Annotated in this window: 14 protein-coding genes and 1 pseudogene; 7 read left to right on the plus strand and 8 right to left on the minus strand. The window is 41.7% G+C overall.

Going from position 1 to position 18,593, the window contains the following annotated elements:
- Window positions 1-82: 82 nt before the first annotated feature.
- The gene (locus AX660_RS16290) at window positions 83-961 is read left to right on the plus strand and encodes a hypothetical protein (RefSeq protein WP_068378986.1); all 879 of its coding nucleotides are present in this window, start codon (window positions 83-85) and stop codon (window positions 959-961) included.
- Here the strand turns inward: AX660_RS16290 and AX660_RS16295 are convergent.
- Together AX660_RS16295 and AX660_RS16305 are read right to left on the minus strand one after the other, a co-directional pair.
- On the minus strand, window positions 941-3,766 hold the full coding sequence (locus tag AX660_RS16295; RefSeq protein WP_068378989.1) for a serine/threonine protein kinase: 2,826 nt from the start codon (window positions 3,764-3,766) through the stop codon (window positions 941-943). The genes AX660_RS16290 and AX660_RS16295 overlap by 21 nt on opposite strands.
- A gap of 435 nt (window positions 3,767-4,201) precedes the next feature.
- The gene (locus tag AX660_RS16305; protein ID WP_068378997.1) at window positions 4,202-4,780 is read right to left on the minus strand and encodes an ECF-type sigma factor; all 579 of its coding nucleotides are present in this window, start codon (window positions 4,778-4,780) and stop codon (window positions 4,202-4,204) included.
- Window positions 4,781-5,057: 277 nt separating this feature from the next.
- Here AX660_RS16305 and AX660_RS16310 point away from each other — a divergent pair, with 277 nt between their 5' ends.
- Complete coding sequence (locus AX660_RS16310; protein ID WP_068379001.1) at window positions 5,058-5,462, plus strand: cupin domain-containing protein; 405 nt, start codon at window positions 5,058-5,060, stop codon at window positions 5,460-5,462.
- 7 nt (window positions 5,463-5,469) lie between these two features.
- On the opposite strand, the gene AX660_RS16315 is transcribed toward AX660_RS16310, so the two are convergent.
- From AX660_RS16315 to astA, 4 genes are all read right to left on the minus strand, one after another.
- A complete protein-coding gene (locus AX660_RS16315) occupies window positions 5,470-5,685 on the minus strand; it encodes a hypothetical protein (protein ID WP_068379004.1) in 216 nt (71 codons plus the stop codon).
- A 201-nt stretch (window positions 5,686-5,886) separates the two neighbouring features.
- The gene (locus AX660_RS16320) at window positions 5,887-8,295 is read right to left on the minus strand and encodes a M20/M25/M40 family metallo-hydrolase (protein WP_068379007.1); all 2,409 of its coding nucleotides are present in this window, start codon (window positions 8,293-8,295) and stop codon (window positions 5,887-5,889) included.
- A gap of 162 nt (window positions 8,296-8,457) precedes the next feature.
- On the minus strand, window positions 8,458-8,799 hold the full coding sequence (locus tag AX660_RS16325) for a hypothetical protein (RefSeq protein WP_068379010.1): 342 nt from the start codon (window positions 8,797-8,799) through the stop codon (window positions 8,458-8,460).
- A 260-nt stretch (window positions 8,800-9,059) separates the two neighbouring features.
- The gene (gene astA, locus AX660_RS16330; RefSeq protein ID WP_068379013.1) at window positions 9,060-10,079 is read right to left on the minus strand and encodes an arginine N-succinyltransferase; all 1,020 of its coding nucleotides are present in this window, start codon (window positions 10,077-10,079) and stop codon (window positions 9,060-9,062) included.
- Between the two features lie 134 nt (window positions 10,080-10,213).
- Here astA and AX660_RS16335 point away from each other — a divergent pair, with 134 nt between their 5' ends.
- Window positions 10,214-10,642 carry an Lrp/AsnC family transcriptional regulator gene (locus AX660_RS16335; protein WP_068379016.1) on the plus strand — a complete coding sequence of 143 codons (429 nt, stop codon included), beginning with the start codon at window positions 10,214-10,216 and terminating at the stop codon, window positions 10,640-10,642.
- A 67-nt stretch (window positions 10,643-10,709) separates the two neighbouring features.
- Entirely contained in the window at window positions 10,710-11,015 is a 306-nt protein-coding gene (locus AX660_RS16340) for a DUF2845 domain-containing protein (protein ID WP_068379020.1), read from the plus strand.
- Window positions 11,016-11,178: 163 nt separating this feature from the next.
- Here the strand turns inward: AX660_RS16340 and AX660_RS22875 are convergent.
- Window positions 11,179-11,340, minus strand: a pseudogene (locus AX660_RS22875) (LysR family transcriptional regulator); the annotation flags it as partial.
- Window positions 11,341-11,522: 182 nt separating this feature from the next.
- Between AX660_RS22875 and AX660_RS16345 the strand changes: the two are divergent.
- On the plus strand, window positions 11,523-12,290 hold the full coding sequence (locus tag AX660_RS16345; protein WP_068379022.1) for an AsmA family protein: 768 nt from the start codon (window positions 11,523-11,525) through the stop codon (window positions 12,288-12,290).
- Between the two features lie 331 nt (window positions 12,291-12,621).
- The gene (locus AX660_RS16350; RefSeq protein ID WP_082768962.1) at window positions 12,622-13,794 is read left to right on the plus strand and encodes an OpgC family protein; all 1,173 of its coding nucleotides are present in this window, start codon (window positions 12,622-12,624) and stop codon (window positions 13,792-13,794) included.
- A gap of 44 nt (window positions 13,795-13,838) precedes the next feature.
- Here the strand turns inward: AX660_RS16350 and AX660_RS16355 are convergent, their stop codons facing one another.
- On the minus strand, window positions 13,839-16,226 hold the full coding sequence (locus tag AX660_RS16355) for a CocE/NonD family hydrolase (RefSeq protein ID WP_082768963.1): 2,388 nt from the start codon (window positions 16,224-16,226) through the stop codon (window positions 13,839-13,841).
- A 166-nt stretch (window positions 16,227-16,392) separates the two neighbouring features.
- Here AX660_RS16355 and AX660_RS16360 point away from each other — a divergent pair, with 166 nt between their 5' ends.
- Window positions 16,393-18,516, plus strand: a complete 2,124-nt coding sequence (locus AX660_RS16360; protein WP_068379025.1) for a winged helix-turn-helix domain-containing protein — start codon at window positions 16,393-16,395, stop codon at window positions 18,514-18,516.
- The last annotated feature ends 77 nt before the right edge of the window (window positions 18,517-18,593 follow it).

Consider the following 18,593-nt stretch of genomic DNA (forward strand, 5'->3'; position numbering starts at 1 on the left):
TATAGCAAAAATTACGTATCTATTTTATTAGGAGGATCTTTTGCCAAGATGTTACCTCAACACTATTTGAGGTATAGCGACAATGGATGAAAATGCAGTCAATCAACTCATCAACGAAGAAATGAAACAAATTGCTGTAGCTAAGGCGATTAAAAAGAAATTATTCAACGATATACATGTTTTACAAAAAAGCGATATTTTCTCTAAGTATTACAATAGTAAAGGGAAAGGAAAAAAGGAAAACATGCAAATTGAATGGAAGCATTTTATCGTCGAAGAACATGAAAAAGATAAAACCAGTCGCACCATTGTTAACCAACGAAAAGGTACCACACGTAATGGTAATAGTTATGTTAAAGACGTTAATGTAAAAACGATTGTAACTCAGTATGACTATATCAAAGTAAAAAATGACAAAAACGAGGTGTTTAACTATCGACTGGTCGATTTAAACATGGCTAAGTTATCGGTGGGGCAAATTGTCAGTTTAGGTTGGATCTATCATAAGCAAGGCGAAAATCAGCCAGACTCGGTGATTGAACAGGGTGCCAGCTTTGGTCAAATGTGGCAAGACGACGTTCAGCCAATGGTCTGTGTGCATCATAGTGATGGCGAAAAATCCCATGAGTTGACCTATCAAGGCATGTCTGCAAGAGATCTATTTGATCATGTTCACAGCAATTCAATCGGCCTTTGGCATTTGTTGTGGATATTGCCAATTATCTTAATGTTTAATATTAACTGGAAAAACGACAATGAGGCACTCATGGTTTTGTGGTTAGTAGGTGGGGGCATTGTTAGCGCAATAACAATGGCAATTAAACGCCATCGCAACGGAGATAAAATGTTTAAAACCTTTTTAGCTTGGTACGATACTTCGGCTAAACATGCCTTTAAAGTCGGCTCTGAGGCACTATTGATTTTACAAGAACAATTCAGTTCATCTAGGGTAAAAGGATAAAAAACTGTCGTCTATCGGCACCATGGTTAAACCTTTGGTGTCGAGTTGCAGTTGATAGTGCTTTGCAATGGTGTAGGTGACTTGTAACCAAAAATTATCGCTACTGGGGTTAATCTGGTGGTTATAGTCAAAGGTTTCTTGCAGGGTACGCTGTGCCTCTGCGCCTTCGTCAAGCTCTGCATGGGCTTGTGCTAACCAAAAAGTAATATCTTGGTATATGCCAGTTAAATCATAGAGATAAGTAAAGTCATTAATATTCTTTAAGTGCTTACTGCCAGCTAATTTACTGGCAGCAAAGTCACCACTTTTACGCAGCAGGTATTCTTGTACGGCATCGAGTGGAAAAAAGCTTAAACCATCAAAACGGATTACATTAGCATTGATTAAGGCTAAGCCCTTATTTGGCTGGCGCTCAAGGCCCAGTTGTAAGGCCTGTAAAATCAGTAGTTCGACGTTTAAATCTACTTTTGTAATAATGTTATCTTTATTGGTATTTAGCCAAAGTATCAGCTCAGACAATTGTATTAAGGCTTTAGCGTAATCAAATTCTAGGGTATTCCAAACATAACTCGCCCATAGTCTGTAAATTTGATAGAGGTCATCGTTGGTGCTTAAAGCCTCTTGTAAACCGAGTTGAAAAGCCACCATTGATTGTGAATGCAGCCCATTTGCGTCAAGTACAGTCGTATGATTTTTGATCACTCTCGTTCGGCTTCTTCCTTTCAATTGGGCAGAGCGCTTAAAAGCCAGTTCACTGTATGGCAGGGCCGCAGAGGGATCATTAAGATCTGCAAAGTAAATATTCGCAGTGGTGTTTAATGCATGAATCGCAATTGGGTGATGCGCCCCATAAGTGGTCTCAATAAGAGGTAGTGCCGCCACCAAGCCTTGGATATAAGACCGCTGTTGACGCAACATCAGGTCAAGGTCAGATATTCTTGCAATAACCGTTGAAAATTCGGGATGGGTAACAGGAATGTCTGTCAAAAAGGTGTCTATTTTTGCCTGTAAGTTGGCAATCTTAGCTGTCGGCACTGCCTCAAGATCTTCATATTTTGTTAATGCATATTCAATATTTTCATAGAGCCTAAAAATTTCATTAATATTGATTTCAATGCGCTCTTTATCACTAAACAGCGGTAAATTGGCCAAGATAACATCATTGATTTGTTGCCATTGTGTTATCCCTTGCTCACCAAAAAGGTCAATTAACGCACTGCTAATACTCAGCTGCAGTAACAACGTGCTGCGCAGTGGGGCATTGGTATTTTGCTGCCGGGCCAAGGTACTTAGATAAAGGCTGTGGGCCTGTGAACGATGGCCTAACTTTAACAAAGCCCTAATGTTGAGCCGGGTTAAGGCATTTTCTTGTTGGTCATCCAGGGTTTGCATACCGTCGATGTGCAGGGTTTGTTGCAGCATAGTCAGTATTTTTTGATACTCACCCAAACCAAACATGCTCTCAACCAGGGTAGTGATAATACGGTACTGCGAGCTAAGGGTTAAGGCCTTTGAACCAATAACCTGCTCAAAACTGCTGTGTAACAATTGCACCGGCTGTATATTGCCTTGGCCAAATTGTTGTGGGGCAGTGAGGCGGATAATTTGGTCGAGCTGCTTAGCGACTTCTTCCGATTGGTTTTGCTCTAAGCCGATTTTGTTGTTTAGGTAAAGTGAGCCGCAGGCACTGCTAAAAATAATTAGCGCACTGGCTATCAGAATGCGGTGTCTAAACAGCCATTTACGCGCCACTACATGGGGTTGTTTAACTTGAAAACTCAGGGGGTAATGTTGTTGCCAACACAGCAAGTCCTGTTTAAGGCTGCTTATGTCGGCATAACGATTAATCGGTAAAGCTTGCAGGCAGTGTTTTACCACGGCTTCTAACTCTCTGCGTTTACCTAAACTTACTGCCGTCTTGTCTGTTCGCTCTAACAGAGTGCAACGCTCCATTAAAAAGCTCAGTAATTTACCAAAGGAGTAGATATCCGCTGCTAGAGTAATGGGCTGGCCAGACAGTTGCTCGGGCGCCGCAAAACTGCGACTTGCGCCACCAATGGCATTGCGCTGTTTATCGTTTTGTAAACTGTCGTCGGTCATTTTGGCAATGCCAAAATCCAGTACCTTGACCTCACCATTAACACTGACCACCACGTTGTTGGGTTTAATATCACTGTGCACAATATTAAGCTGATGGGCGGTGTGCAGGGCATCACATACATTGAGCAGTAATGTCACGATAGCCGTGAGGGAAAGACTATTGATGTGACAATACTGGTCGATGGCGACACCTTCGATGTATTCCATCACAAAATAACACGCGCCAGAGGTTAATTGCCCGGCATCCAGCACCCGTACAATATTGTTGTGGGCTAAGCGACCTAAACAGCGCGCTTCAAAAAATACCGTTTCTGCACCTGTTAGTGCGGCAATACTGGGGTAAACAAACTTGATGGCCACACATTGCTCAAAGACGCCATCAACCCGTTTGGCATGATACACAATGCCCATGCCCCCTTTACCTAAAATCTCCACCAACTCATAGGGGCCAATGCGCTGCCCTTGCAGGGCTTCGATGTGCGCATCACCGGTTACCGCACTGACTTGCAGGCCGATTAAGGTATCAAAACTGGTATCATGTTGTGTGGCCAACATGGCCCGCAGTTGTTTAACAATATCTGGATTATTAAGTTGGGCGAGGTAGATCTGTTGTGCACCTTCGCTCATGTCACCCAGTGCGCAATAATGCTCATAGAGTGTACGCAAATTAATTGGCGTTGAGCCTGAGGTGTTTGGCGTTTGCAACGGTGAGTTTATTCCATACTGCTAAACAACGTCCTTGAAATAAAAGGGCTGCTCAATTGAGAATATCGTGGTCGCAGAATAAAACGAAATAAAATTTATTAATAGTTTTTAGTTGAATTATTTAACCTAATTAGAGACTTATGGCGCTTGAAATGGATATTTTTTTATAATCTAGCAAATCTAAGGCTTGTAGTTTGTAGGGCACATTTGCGTGATATATGCCTAAGATCACCACATTTGTATTGTTTGTAGTGGTAATTTTGAAATAAAAATCCTCGTTTGCCAGATTAAACTCAAGCTGCGTTTGTTGGGTTCCAGTTTTGAAAAAACAGCACTTTTTCTGCTCGCCAAATTGTATTGTGAATAGTTTTATCCAAGGTGATAATGATACTTTGATGGGTATCATTGAGTATGAAGTTTTAAGGATCGTGATACTCATGCCGATAGTTGTGTTTTTAACCAAGATTTAGCAAAAGCCATATCTTTTTCAGCACTGGATACACTGATACCGACGATTTCAGAAATTTCTTTCACTAATAAACCACCAAAATATTTCAATTTAACGGTTTGTGCCTGCCTCGGAAATTCAACTTCTAAGCGCTCAATTGCTTCATTCAGTGCTAGAAATTCATCATCTGAGTCATCGATTATCTCATCGTTAAGCTCTTCAGAATATTCCATAGTGTGAGCGTTGCGTTTATTGGCTTGTGTTTTTCTTGCTTGGTCAACCAATACGTTGTGGATGGAGCGCGCCACCATAGTGAAAAACTCTTTACGATTGGCATAAAACTCATCATTACCATTTTGTAACCTTATGTACAATTCGTGCACGAGTGAGGTAGTCGAGTTGACATGCTCTTGGATTGCCGCATCACCAAACTTTAACAACACACGTTTTCTATTTTCGGACGCAAGCTTTCTCAGATGATCGTAAATGACCAAATAAAAATGCTGTTCTGCCCCTTCTTTTTGCAACTGCCAATCAATAATCGCGCTGGTAATATCTACCGACATAAAGTGCTTCCTGTGAAGAAAAATGATGTCGCGATAGTATTCTTTTGAAACAGAATTGCCAGCTACGTATTTATTTTTTATTCCCGCAATAATTATTTTAAAAAGCTCAACAGAGGGAGCTCTATACGCATGCATCACAATTTACGTTATGCTTTTTTGAAAGTTAGTTAATTATCCCACTATATTTGAATAAAATAATGACAAGTTTATTTCTGTTAAAGTGAAGCAATCAGAATTAACCAGACTACAACTTAAAATTTAATTAAAGGTACTTCGAATGAACTTATCCGTGGAAAATCTGGCTCAGGTATTTGCGGTTTTAAAACCTGATCTTAGTGTGCAGCAGGTGGTAAATGAGCCATCCCTTTATGCTGATCTAGATAAAAATTATGCAGGATTTAAAGATCATGTATTGATAGCCGTCCATGATTTTACTCAGGACTGGCCGACGTGGGAATGTCATCCGGCAGGGGACGAGATAGTGGTATTGCTCGCTGGGCATTGTGAATTTATATTGAAAACAGACTCTGGTGACCAAAGTTTATTGTTAGATCAACAGGGCTCTTATGTCGTAGTGCCAAAAGGTATCTGGCATACCGCGAAGATAGCGACATCCGCAAAAGTATTGTTTATTACCCCGGGTGAAAATACCCAAAATGCTGAGCAACCAGAGTCACGCTAAACTCTGGTTATATCAACATAATTGGTGGTTGTCCGAATACACTGTTGTGTTGTGCTTTCAATTCAGACGTAACTTGCATGGTGCATTGTTCTGTTAGAATGTGGTTGTTTGCCATAGCTGTAGCTACTACCGTTACTGGCTTGTCATGGGAATAAGCCATCTGGCCTATTTCAACTAAAGTTAAGCCAAAAAATGCGATCCAAAATAATTTTTTCTTAGACATGCTGTGCTCCTTGTTGTGCCTTATGTGGCGAATACCGCCATCTATAACATAGATAAAGCAAAGCTGATGCCATATTTTATTGCTATAAAAATCAATGGTTTATTTATTATATTGATGTAGTGGCTAAAAAAGTAAGCTAATCATTGGTTAATTAGCTCACTTTTTAGTGTGTATGGGCATTGGGATCTCTGCCAAGCAATATTATTGGGGCGCAGACGCCAGAGGAGCTAATTCGTTGTGCTCTGCATTGTGAGGGGCATAACGAAGAGTTTCGCTGATCACCGTGGCATCGGTCAAACGAAAGGGCGATGGCATAATAAACGCTGGCCGTGTTACCAAAGTGGGCATGACCTTAGCTAAATCAAAGCGGGTATCTAGCAAGCGTATCTCGACTTCTTGTTCAGCGGTATAAGTAAACTCAATCAATATCGGTTTGGTTTGGCTCACAGTATGCGTGAAGAAAAACCCTCGTTGATGAGCTTTGCCTTCTGAGGTAAATGCCTGTCCATCAACGCTGATCGATTCAATCATCATGGCGTTATCTGTGGCTAACTGAATTCGCGCACTCTCAGCTTGTGGTGTAACTAACAAACTTACTACAAAGCGGTTTTCTGTCATGTTAGTTTGTGTCGCTTGGTAATTTAGTGGAGCTAAATCAATGGCTTGTACTATTCTACTAAACGTAGGTTTACGCCAAGGATTCATAGGATAAATGCCTTCTACTAATTCGCTGCCCTGGTCCGCTGTTGCTAGTACTTGCTCAGTATAAATATCCAGATGTGGGTTATAGGTAAACATCATGGCCTTGCCTGAATTACCATCAAGCAAATAATTGAGGCTACTTGGTTTTTTCTGATCTTGCGAGTAGCCCGTGTTAATGACTAAACCTATGATACAAACGAGGGTGGCAAGCTCCAATGTCCTTTGTTGCCATTTAAAATAAGGCATTTTTACCCAAATAGGTAAGAGTACAATGAGCAATAAACTGGTTAAAATACTGGCGATATACAGTAGCGACAAACCCAAACCAATAACAAACATCGGGATCTGTGGCGCCAGTACTAAGATGCCTGGCAAACTGAGTAAGATATAAATAACGGGATGAATGTTTTTTTGCGGTTTAACGATCGAATAGGCCAAGGCACTTAAAGGAGCCACTAATAGCAAGACTAAAAAGCCTGCTCCGGTAAGATGTAGGGCAATCACGCCATTGATAAGTAACCATAAAAAGGTGGGAGCCAACAACCATTCAAGCGGTGAAATTTTTGCAAACTTATATTCAGTCCAACGATAAATAGCGGCATTTAATATGATACTTAACAGGATAGCTAGAGCAATCAGCCAATGTCCACTGTAGGTAAAACCCTGGGGGGTATCGATAAATTCTGGAAACAGCCAAAGCGACCAATGCCAACACAGATAACCTATTCCGCCTGCACTTAATACACTGGTTAGGGCAGGTATAAAACCAAGCAACAAGCCTGCTAAGGTCAAGGTCCTGCGCCATAAACCTACAATTAATAAAATGATAAACTGCGCAATTAAAATAATAAATATGGGCAATACCCAGCTAAAGGGATAATCCACCAAAAGCCAATTTGCTAGATTAAAATAAACTTGATCGGCATCACTCTTAAGCGTGTTTAAGTCGGTGTTCGCAAACAAAGGGAGTAAGGCAACTAAGTAACTGGCTTGATGGTTTAAGGTTGAGCGATCAAGACGTTCAGGCGTATCTTGCGCCGTATGGTAGTCAAAATGGTCATCGATAAAGGCAAAATTGAATCCGTTAATATTCGCTTGGTCACGGAATATGGTCAGATCAGTATCGTTAGGTAGCATTTTATAAATGCTATACATCAACGAGTTAGCCAAAGGGTAGGGTACATTGGCTTGTTTAAACTTTTCTATTAATGCGCTATTGCCACTATTCGTTTCAAGCAACATAAAACTCGCGCCACCTGAGCCCCTCGCTTCAAAGTTAAGCACTAAGCCAATATCTTTTGCCCAAGGGTGTTGTTCAACAAAAGCCTGAGCGCCGAGTAAACCTACTTCTTCAGCATCTGTGATAATCACTACTATGTCGTTACTATGTTGTTGTTTACTTGCAATAAAAGCCCGAAGCGCTTCTAAAATAGTCGCTACTCCACTGCCTGCATCACTGGCTCCCAATGACGATGAGACCGCAGAATCATAATGGGACATCAGCGCCAAGGCTTTTTTGTCGGTTTGAATAGTCAGTATATTGGCTGGGTTATTTGAATTTGCAGGAAGCCGCGCAACAATATTGGCCACATAGGCCGATGCGTAGTAATAAGGCGAAAGCGCAAGGGTGTTTTGGGTTTCTACTTCGAGCCCCATAGTTTGTAGCTGCTGCACAATATAATCATGCACTTCATTATGCGCTACCGAACCTGTGTAGTGGGGTTTACTGGCAATAACGTTAATGTGTTCAAAGGCGCGTTGCTGGGAAAACTTGTTTTCGTCATTGAGAGCGTAGGCCTTGTCAGAGGGTTTTTGTGACAACCAACCTAAAACAAGGGTGCCTAGGATAAGTAAACCAATAATGGCGGCGGATAGGTGAGAAATATGGCTGTTATTATTGTTTTGCATAAGCTTATCCCTGAGTTTTATTCAGGGTACTTGGTCTGTCACAAAAAAAGAAGTCTTGCCACTTATCGCTGTTCGAATTAATCCAATTATTCGCACAAGCAGATTTTCAGATTTTGTTTGCTCAGCGCATAAAGTAGATAATTAATCAGCCTAACTTACCTATTAAGAAACCGATAACACATTCTGCTCAGTCTGGTTCTGCTCGCTTAGCTCATTCATTTCTAACAGCTTGAGCCCTCTTTGTGCATCTTCAATCGCTTGTTTGCGCCAATTCAATTGCAGACGTTGTTTTGCTGATACGTAATAAAGTAAGGCACGTTGATAACGCAACATGCTATTACGCTCATCAGGATTGTAACTTGCAGTTTCAATGGCTTTTTTTAACTTTATAAGCTGAGTTGGCAAGGTTTTATCTGGATCTTGTGGTGTTACTGGTTCACTGAATACCAAAAGCGAACTACCACAGCCAAGCAATAATAGTAATAAACAAATTTTCAGTTTCATGTTGGGGCTCCTAATTACGATGTTAATAGCAAAGAGCAGAATCAGTGCCAAACAAGTTGTAATGTGCTGAGTTAAAATGTTGAGGTGGGGGGATTTTCTTAAGCTACTGATATGTCGTTGTTTTGTAGTGTTTTTTGCGAGTTAACATCCATTGAAATGACTTGTGGTTTTAACGTTTTTGTTGATATGTGTGAGTTTCACAATCTGTTTACTGATGTGGGTAGGCAACTTTTACATAGTGAGCAGTCGGTTTTTACAAACTACATAACCATAAAACGTACCTCATCTTGGGAGCCAAGTAATAATTGGTTAGCGACATCAGGAGAAACAAATAGGGTTTGAGAATTTTCATCAAATTTAACTTGGTCGGAGATAGCACCACGAAAGTGTTCGACACTGGTATTACATAACATAATAGATTCTTTCCCTTGAACTGCAGTGACCTTTACCTTGGTAAGTGTACTGTTTTTTACACTGGCAATGTCATGTAACTGTGCTTCCACCGTTGGCCCTGCATCAAATAAATCAACGTAGCCCTTATGCTGAAATCCCTCCTGCTGCAATAAACGTAAGGCAGGTACCGTGCTGTTGTGGGGCTGGCTCACTACGGCCTGTGCTTCTTTACTAAGCAAACTCAGATATATCGGATAGGCAGGCATTAATTCGGCAATAAAATGCTTTTCCCCCGTACCTACCAAATGCACCGCGGTGGCAAAATCAATATCAAAAAAGTGCTCTTGTAACCATTGCCAAAAAGGTGATTGACCATGTTCATCGCTTACTCCGCGCATCTCGGCAATGACAGTAGATGAAAAACGCTCTGGATGTTGTGCCATAAACAAAAAACGGATTTTAGACAGTAATCGTCCAGCCGAACCGTTACGATAAGCCTTACGTAAAAACAAAGTACAGATCTCGGACGCACCGTGGTAATCATTGCAAACACTTAAGGTGTTAACAGTGCGGTTTACTCCAAGTAATTTAGAGCCTATACGATTTTGACTGATGCGGTAATGATATAAGGGAGAGTCGTGGCCGACACAAGCTTCGATACCTGTCGTCCCTAAAATGGTTTGGGTTTCGCTATCTTCTAAAACAAATAAATAACTGCCATCTTTATTTGCTTGAAGTGCGTCACTTACCGCTGTTTCAGCATGTTGGATTTTTGCGGTTAATTGATCGTCACATTGTGGTAGCGAGGTGAAACCATGGCCAGCCTCGATAGATATTTGTTTGAGGGCGGCAAAATCGCTTTGACGAATGGGACGGATAATTTGCATGTGCTGTGCTGTACCTTAATTTTTATTATTGTTAGAGCAGGGCAATATTGTTGAATAAAACTCGTTAAATTTGCAGTGTTAAACTGGGTAAATTAACGGTAAGATTTAGCAAATTAACCAACTTATTAATCAATATGCTCAGTGATAAAGATAATCAACTGATTGGCTATTTGCGCGCTAATGCCCGCGCGACTATTTCAGACTTGGCTCGGCTATTAAACTTGTCACGTTCTACGGTGCAAAATCGCCTAAGTCGCCTTGAGCAATCGGGGGTGATTCAAGGTTACTCGGTTGAATTTGGCAGTGAATATTTAAACCAACTTGTGTGCTCTCACGTTGCGATTAAGGTCAAACAAAAGCTCACGGCCAAAACCAATAAACAGCTGGGGCAATTGAGTCAAATTACCGAACTCTATGCCATTAGCGGCGAGTTCGATTTGATTGCCGTGGTATACGCCCAATCACTGGAACAACTCAGTAAAATCCTTGATGACATCGGTAATTTAGAAGGGGTAGAGCGCACTAATTCTTCGGTAATCTTAGAAACCAAATTTAAGCGGTGAGTTGACCTGGTAATGAGATTTATGTCAGGGTAAACAAAGTTGGCTAAAACTCACCACTGAGGTATAGATGAAAAGTTATCGTATTTTGAAATTTACAGGTTTTATCGGCTTAACACTTTTCTGTGCAAGTTCAGCCTTGGCGGACAGTTTGAGATGCGGAAATAGCTTAGTCAGAACGGGCGATACCACCGTAGAAGTGAAATTAAAATGTGGCCAACCTTTCGATATAGAAAATACCGGTAAAACTAAAGTCAAAAATAGCTACGTGGAAATAGAGCGTTATACCTACATACCTGAAAAAGGCAAATTCGTAAAAATTCTGGAATTTCAAAACGGTAAGTTAGTAGAGATTATCAATGGGCCAAGGGTGTGAAAACCTTAATACTATTGTCATTTACCTAGATTAATTCTCTTGTTTCAAATATAGCGTTAATGACCTATTAATATACTGAATTAGCCCGAAAACATGTCGACAAAAACCCGACAGGCGGCAAAAATTCCAACATTATGTTGGTTAGTCTAGCCATTTTTTATCGTTATTTATTAGCAAACCAATGCTCAAGATATTCGATACATTGCATTAATTTTGTGGAGCGCTGCAGTAAAGGCTCACCCAATTCTTCTTCAAGGCGGCTGATTTCCTTACTGATCATGGATTTAGAAACATTGGTTTGTTTCGCTACACGCGTAAAACTACCTAAGTCTACTAAGAGCCCCGCAACAACATTTTACCCAAAGATAAGTGTTAATCTGAATTTGGCGTGATTTAGCAAACGATTGATTATTGAACTGCACAGATATCGTCAATACTGTGTCCGACTATTGAATGGTAGTTTTAAGTGACAAAGATAATATTAATTAAATAACTTGGAGAAAATAGATGAAAAAAGGATTGATGATTTTTGCTCTACTGATAGCGGGTTTTGCTTGGTATGTGTTAAGTGGGGCAGGGGATTTTATTCGAAGCCAAATTGAACAACAGGGCAGTAAATATCTTGGCGCCGCGGTATCGGTTGCAAGCGTAGATCTGGCGTTAACTGAGGGACGAATGGACATCAATAGTCTGAATATAGAAAATCCATCAGGCTTTAGTAATGAAAACGCGTTTAGTGTTGATTCAATCACACTCGATTTAGGCGACGTTATTAATGAGCCTTATATTGTGCAGACGATTAACATCAATGCGCCAACTTTTCTATATGAACTAGACGCGGGTGGGCAGGGTAATCTGCTGGTGCTAAAAGACAACTTAATGGCTAATTTGCCAAAGACTAACAATGAGTCGGCATCAAAAGAAGGCGCCAATCCTTTGTTGATTGTTGAAAACGTAACAGTGAGCAAGGTTCGTCTTAAATTCAATTTTGAAAAATTGTCCACGGGTGACCTAAAAATTGACACAAAAGAATATGAAGTCATCTTGCCTACTTTTAATGCAGGTCCTCTTGGACAACCTAATGGCCTGCCAGCCGACCAAGTGGGTCTTGCTGTCATCAATGCCATGCTCGATAACGTGATTAGTGCCGCTAAATCTGAAGTCAAAAAACGCTTGGCTGAAGAGGCTAAGAAAAAAGTAAAAGAAGAACTCGAAAAGCAAAAAGATAAGTTGCTAGAAAAAGCTAGCGATAAGCTTAAAGGTATATTGAGCTAACCTCAACTCTGCATAATTTGCGTTGTTTTTATTATTATTTGTATAAAAATCAAATAAATATAAGTTTGTATATGCCCAAAATTATTGGCGTTGCACGACGGCGGAGAATGAGTGCAGCCAACCAACGTGCGGCTTCAAGGGTGAAGGGTTATCGTCTGAATTAATACGTTCGAATTGAGTGAGGCTGGGCTCAACCATTAAGGTCGATTTTGCGCCAAGACGAGCCTGTTACTCATTGATTCAATAAGAAATAGCGTTTACTCTCGCCACATACAAACAGCTTTAAACGAGGGATATTTGTGCTGGTCCTCTCGTTAATGGATTGGAACGAATGACACAAATGAATGCACCGGAAGGTGTGGAGCGGCCATTACGCGATACACGGCTAGACGTCTTTCGGGCGATTGCTCTGTTGATGATATTCATCAACCATGTGCCTGGACAGTATCTCGAATATATTACGCACAAGAATTTTGGTTTTTCCGATTCCGCTGAGGCCTTTGTACTGATTTCCGGTATGTCCGTTGCACTCGCCTATGGTAGGCGGTTTGGCATTGGCGAACGGCTCGCCACGACATTGCGTATTTTGCGCCGAGCTCTGACCCTCTATACCGCACATATCATGACGAGTCTTGTGACCTTTGCCATCTTCGCGGGAGGGGCGCTGTGGTTCGCTCAGCCAGAATTGCTTTCTAAAATCAACCTCAGGGCTGTTGTCGACAATACGGAGCAAGGACTGGTCGGTGTCGTTTTACTTGGCCACCAGTTTGGCTACAACAATATCCTATCCATGTATGCCGCTGTTTTTCTCATGCTGCCGTGCTACTTCTGGCTCTACGCTCGCGGACCTCATCTGCTCCTTGCGGTTTCAGGTACGATCTGGCTATGCGCCGGCATATGGCAGGTAGCGCCACCTAATTTTCTCGACGACGGCTATTGGTTTCTCAACCCATTATCATGGCAGTTTCTTTTTGTCATCGGATTTATTGGCATGCTGAAGGCTAAAAATCAGGGTATTGGTTTCAACCCGATACTCGCGGTGTCAGCGGGTCTTTATTTGTTCATATCTATACTCTGGGTGATGTTTTCTTGGTGGTCTATTGATATTTCGTTCGGTCTGCCCAGAGTGCTGACTGGTTTTGACAAGACATTTCTGTCACTGACAAGGCTGCTTCATGTGCTTTGCGCAGCCTATCTGTTGGCCACGATCCCTGTGCTGTCTCGCTGGGCAGCTCTGCCATTGTCGAACCCGCTTGTTGCCGTGGGGCGGCATTCGCTGGCGATTTTCATCTTCGGCACCATCTTGGCGATGGTAGGGCAGGTGATGTTGTTTGTTACCGGCAAGGATCCGATCTTCGGTACGCTGTTTGTTCTCCTTGGCATAATCGCGCATTTCGCCTATGCACGCTTTCTTGACTGGCAGGCGGCTATCGCCGCCAATGCACAGCATCGATCTAGCAAGCGCACCCTGCCAGTAACATCTAATACCAACTCCATTAAATAAATGTACACTCAGCGAAAATTTAAAAAACCAAGCGATGAGCTTAGCTAAATATCAACCCAGGGTGAGAGTGGAATATTGATTTGACTGTCGTTGAACCAACTAATGGTTAATGGCTCACCCACTTCGTCGATATTTTCGTTGTTTACGTCTTTTCCTGTGCCTAAATTCACCTGTGCATCCGCATTTTTATTGACGTTTAAGACCAGAACTATACGGCTGCCTTTATTGAGCAGTTTGGCGCTCATGCGAGTATTCGTAATCGGCACTATGGTTTTTTGATTGGGTACTAATAACTGGCGCTTGCTCATATCTTTGGCGTAACTGGCACGGCTTATATAACGAGCTAGATGAAATACCTTGCCATCAGGCAACTGTTCATACAGGTTGTAACCAATGTCCACGTCTTTTTTATTGATTGCGATAGAAAAATAACCGCTTAGCGAGCCAGCAAACTGCATGGGTTTATCCAATTTAGGGCTAACAAACACCAAACCATTGGGCTCGTTTAACTTATCTTCAATCACCGACCAGTGATTAATATTACGTTGTTCTGTGCGATCCGTCATATCAATGGTTTGGCTGACCGCATTCAGTATGGGTTCGGCTGAGGTTGTTAGGGTATATCGCCCCTCTTTATCGGCCTTACTGCCCAAATAATAGCGGGTTGTTTGTTGGTTGAGTTGTTCATAAGAGTTGTGGTGTTGCCAAGTATTACTGCCCATCAATTGATAATTGACCTTGCTTTTAAGCAGTTTAGGCTTGGCTTTATTAAACAATAGGTGATCAAACCATGCAAAAGTTAGTTCTTCGGTGTCTTTTTCTAAGGCAACTTCATCAAGCTGATAATTGCCTTCATGAGAGCGCGGAATATTTTGGGCGGTGAAGTGATTATAAGGGCCAATAAGCAGGGTATGGTTGGCATTTTTATTGTACTGATAATGCCTTTTTAAAAAATCTATTGCTGAAATCTGGCCGCCATCAAAGTAACCGGTAATCGATAACACCGGGATGTTTATGTTGGCATAATCTTGTTGGTAGGGCAGCATGGCCTGATAGTATTCATCATAACTTGGATGGGACAATAAAAGCTGAAACCAAGGATTAGCTTTGCCATCAATTTTATCAATATCTGCAATGGGGCGGCCGCTGGTATATAGATTTTGGGTGCGTTGATTACTGAGTTGCCAGTCACTGTACACACTGGGATCGGTGGTTTTATTGTTGGTTACGTAAAACGCCCATTCATAATTGGCGGTTAATACAATGTTGTTTTCATAAGGCAATCCGGTTATTGGGCTGGCGGCTGCATAAGGCACAATAGTTTTAAGGGCAGGGTGCATGTATTTTGCCGCGGCCCATTGAGTAAAACCGTTGTAACTGCCGCCATACATCACCACCTGCCCATCACTCCAACGTTGTTTGCTTAGCCAATCAATAGCCGCCGTAGCATCTTCACCGTCATGTTCCCAGGGAGTAATGTTATTGGAGCTTGAACGTTTACCCCGTGAGTTAACTACTACCCCGACATAACCATGGGCCGCCGCGTGGATAGCTGTGTTGATGTGCTGATCCACATCAGCATAAATGGTAAATTGCAAAGCGACAGGGCGTTTTTGTTTATCGTTTTTTTTTCTGACAATAGTTGCTGCCAACTCTACCCCAGTCGCCGTGGTGATAAGTATTTCAGGCTCAATCAGATAACGTTGTTTATTTTCAATCGCAAACAAGGAAGTAGTAAACGGAATAACCTCGGCCAGCACTATATACAGCTGAGTATTAACAATAATATCAATAACCTGCTCAGTGTTTAGTTGTTCAAGTCCCTGATATTTTTTAAACACATTTAATAAGTAATCTTCAGCGCGGGGTACCGACCAACCTAAGGCAGCATTTGCCTTGACGAGCTCTTCGTCTGACATGGCGGCAAAAGTGTCAGTGAGTTGTTGCTGGAATTCTTGTTTGAACACCTGTTTGTAATCGCTCTGCTTGCTTTGTTTATCGACATTTTGTTTGAGTAGGGATTGAGCGTGGAGAGTGTAGTGATAAAACGCTAAGGGGTTTTTATTCTCTGCAATCACTTGTAACAAGCTTTGGTATTCTGCGCGCATCGACATTATGGCGGTACTATTAAACATGTTTTGTTTGCTCACCACTGCAGGCTCAAGTTGTGTGGCAAGAGTCTTTAGCTCGCTTAAAAATTCTTCAGATATGAGCAAAACTCTGAGCTGTTCTAGATTATCTATTTTTGCTTTAGCTAAGTGAGAAGGGCTGCTAAAAGTCGCTTCGCTGGTGTCTTGAGCAATAGCCATATTGTTGTAAGAAAAGCTGCAAGAAATGCTCACCGCGACAACAAAAGACAAGCCTATTAGCCGTATCTGGTGATGCCAACTCAGTATTGTGTTGATACTTGTGTTTAGGGGGTTAAAGTTCATGTTGATAACCTTGTTTTAGAATAACCTGATGAACAACAATGCTAGCGCTGAGGCTTTTACATTAGGTGATAAAAAGGTGACTTCTTGTGACTTTTGATGACCAAGGCTAGTGCCTATGTTATTTTCGGCAGCTTAATTTGTACTTAGTTTATTCTTAGGTTTTTGCATGCGTTGGCAAATTGCCCAGTTTATTTTTTGTGATCAACAACAAACACTGGTTTCAGAAAATCAGGTTCAACAGTTAGAGCCCATGGCGGTAGAACTGTTACGTTATTTTTGTCAAAACACCGACCAAATAATCAGCATTAATACCCTGATCGAGCATGTATGGTTAAACCGTGTTGTCAGTGATAACACTGTGAGTAAATTGGTGACGAAACTGCGTAAAGCCTTTGACGATGATGCTAAAAAACCTCAATTTGTCGCCACTTTCCCCAAAAAAGGTTACAAGTTTATTGCGCCGGTAATACCCCTTTTAGCATCATCAAATGGCAGCCCACTACCAACTCTCGATATATCCACCAATCCATCTTCAAACATATCTTCAGATGCCGTTCCAGAAAGCCATGTACGTGTTAAAACAGTCTCACCGTTGAGCAAAACTTATGTTTGGGTCACTTTGTTAATATTGCTGCTGGTCGGTGTAAGTTGGATAGCGACTAATAAACTTGCGGCGCCAATCCACAATATTGTTGGCGTGAAAGCACTGACCCGCGAGGGTGGCCATGAGATGTTGCCCCGAGTCTCTCCTGACGGACAATATCTTGCCTATATGCAACGTAGCGATGCGCAACAAACTGAGCAAAAGTTGAGTTTATGGATTAAATCCATCGTCACTCAAGAGGCAATAGAAATAAGCCATACTGACTTAAACACAGCATGGCTTGGCCCTTTGGCATGGAATGATGCGGGTGATAAAGTGGTTTATTTACTCACCACAAGGGACTCATGTGCTTATTATGTGCGCGAGTTTGACGGCCTCGCAGTAAAACCCGCCAAATTGTTACTCGAATGCCCAGCAGGAAGTTATGGCAAAATTGCCTTTTTACATGATGATGAGCACTTTATTTATGCGGCTGCGCCTGGTCCCAATGCCGCATTTTCTTTGTATGAATTTAGTCAGTTAACAGGTAAGAGTCAGTTGTTGCCCCAACCACCATTGGTATTAGGCGGTAATAGTTTGTTTGACATACATCCCAGCGACAACAAGATTTTGATTTCATCCCCAGATCAACAACAGTGGGAAGGCTTTTATGTACTCGACCTGGATAGCAACAAACTGGAACTGTTGTTTAAACAAGACGCCTATACCTGTTGTGGTATTTGGGATCACTCAGGCAACAGGGTGGTGTTGATGGGAGAGCATCCGGCTTATCAGCTTTTGAGTTATGACTTAAAGGGTAATGATCCGCAAATACTCTATTCTGGTAGTCAACAATTGTGGCGCCCAGAACGCCATAGTAATGGTCAGGATTATTTGTTTGTAGCAGGGCAGGTTAACCACAATGTGCATCTTTATCATTTTACGGATGCCGCAAGCAACGTTGTGGTGAGTTCTTCGGTGGATGATCGTTTGCCGGTGTACTCAGCCGTCTCGCAACGTATTGCTTATGTCAGTGTTAGCAGTGGCAATGAAGAACTATGGTTAGTAAATGTTGATGGCTCAAACGCTAAAAAAATCAGTCATTTCAAAGATAGTCGTCATTATTTTGATTTGCAGTGGAGCGCTGACGGTCGTTATCTTTTTGCTATGACCTTAAATGAAATTCATAAAATAGAGGTGTTAACAGGGCAATATAGCAAACTCTTGCTGCCACAAATTGAGCTCCGTGCATTGTCGATTAAAGATGCACAAACCCTTGTTTTCAGTCAGTTTATTGATAACCGCTGGCAAGTCACTTTCTACGATCTTAATACCAACAAAACTCAACTTGCTGATCCAAAATGGAAGTATGTACGTTTTACTGCTGAGCCAGCAGATACCTTGTGGCAAGATCAGAATGAAGCACTTTATGTGGGCTCAATACCTCAGTTGAGCATTGATCATGATATTGTGCAGCAATCCATGTTGCTCGGCCGGGTATTGAATCTTAAAAAACAAGGTGACAGATGGTTGTGGCAGTATATTGAAAACGGGGTATTTAAACTTATGCAAAAGCAGGCAGATAATCCAGCAACTGCGCTTTTTAATACCAACAGCAACCATTTTGATCTCTCAGATATTGGAGTGTTGTATCAACAGACTGTCAGCGATGATGCGGATATTTATACCACAGTGAGTAAACCTTAAAGGTGCAGTGCCACTTGCTATGGGTCAGCATAAGGTCGATTGTGACAAGATAGCTAAGTTTTAAATGGGTAGGTAGA

This window comes from Paraglaciecola hydrolytica (genome assembly GCF_001565895.1).
GTDB lineage: Bacteria > Pseudomonadota > Gammaproteobacteria > Enterobacterales > Alteromonadaceae > Paraglaciecola > Paraglaciecola hydrolytica.

Excerpts from the sequence above, each read along its gene's own strand:
- AX660_RS16310 (WP_068379001.1), top strand. The coding sequence starts at position 5,058 with ATGAACTTATCCGTGGAAAATCTGGCTCAGGTATTTGCGGTTTTAAAA.
- AX660_RS16355 (WP_082768963.1), bottom strand. The coding sequence starts at position 16,226 with ATGAACTTTAACCCCCTAAACACAAGTATCAACACAATACTGAGTTGG.
- astA (WP_068379013.1), bottom strand. The coding sequence starts at position 10,079 with ATGCAAATTATCCGTCCCATTCGTCAAAGCGATTTTGCCGCCCTCAAA.
- AX660_RS16350 (WP_082768962.1), top strand. The coding sequence starts at position 12,622 with ATGACACAAATGAATGCACCGGAAGGTGTGGAGCGGCCATTACGCGAT.
- AX660_RS16305 (WP_068378997.1), bottom strand. The coding sequence starts at position 4,780 with ATGTCGGTAGATATTACCAGCGCGATTATTGATTGGCAGTTGCAAAAA.
- AX660_RS16360 (WP_068379025.1), top strand. The coding sequence starts at position 16,393 with ATGCGTTGGCAAATTGCCCAGTTTATTTTTTGTGATCAACAACAAACA.
- AX660_RS16290 (WP_068378986.1), top strand. The coding sequence starts at position 83 with ATGGATGAAAATGCAGTCAATCAACTCATCAACGAAGAAATGAAACAA.
- AX660_RS16340 (WP_068379020.1), top strand. The coding sequence starts at position 10,710 with ATGAAAAGTTATCGTATTTTGAAATTTACAGGTTTTATCGGCTTAACA.
- AX660_RS16345 (WP_068379022.1), top strand. The coding sequence starts at position 11,523 with ATGAAAAAAGGATTGATGATTTTTGCTCTACTGATAGCGGGTTTTGCT.
- AX660_RS16335 (WP_068379016.1), top strand. The coding sequence starts at position 10,214 with ATGCTCAGTGATAAAGATAATCAACTGATTGGCTATTTGCGCGCTAAT.
- AX660_RS16315 (WP_068379004.1), bottom strand. The coding sequence starts at position 5,685 with ATGTCTAAGAAAAAATTATTTTGGATCGCATTTTTTGGCTTAACTTTA.
- AX660_RS16320 (WP_068379007.1), bottom strand. The coding sequence starts at position 8,295 with ATGCAAAACAATAATAACAGCCATATTTCTCACCTATCCGCCGCCATT.
- AX660_RS16325 (WP_068379010.1), bottom strand. The coding sequence starts at position 8,799 with ATGAAACTGAAAATTTGTTTATTACTATTATTGCTTGGCTGTGGTAGT.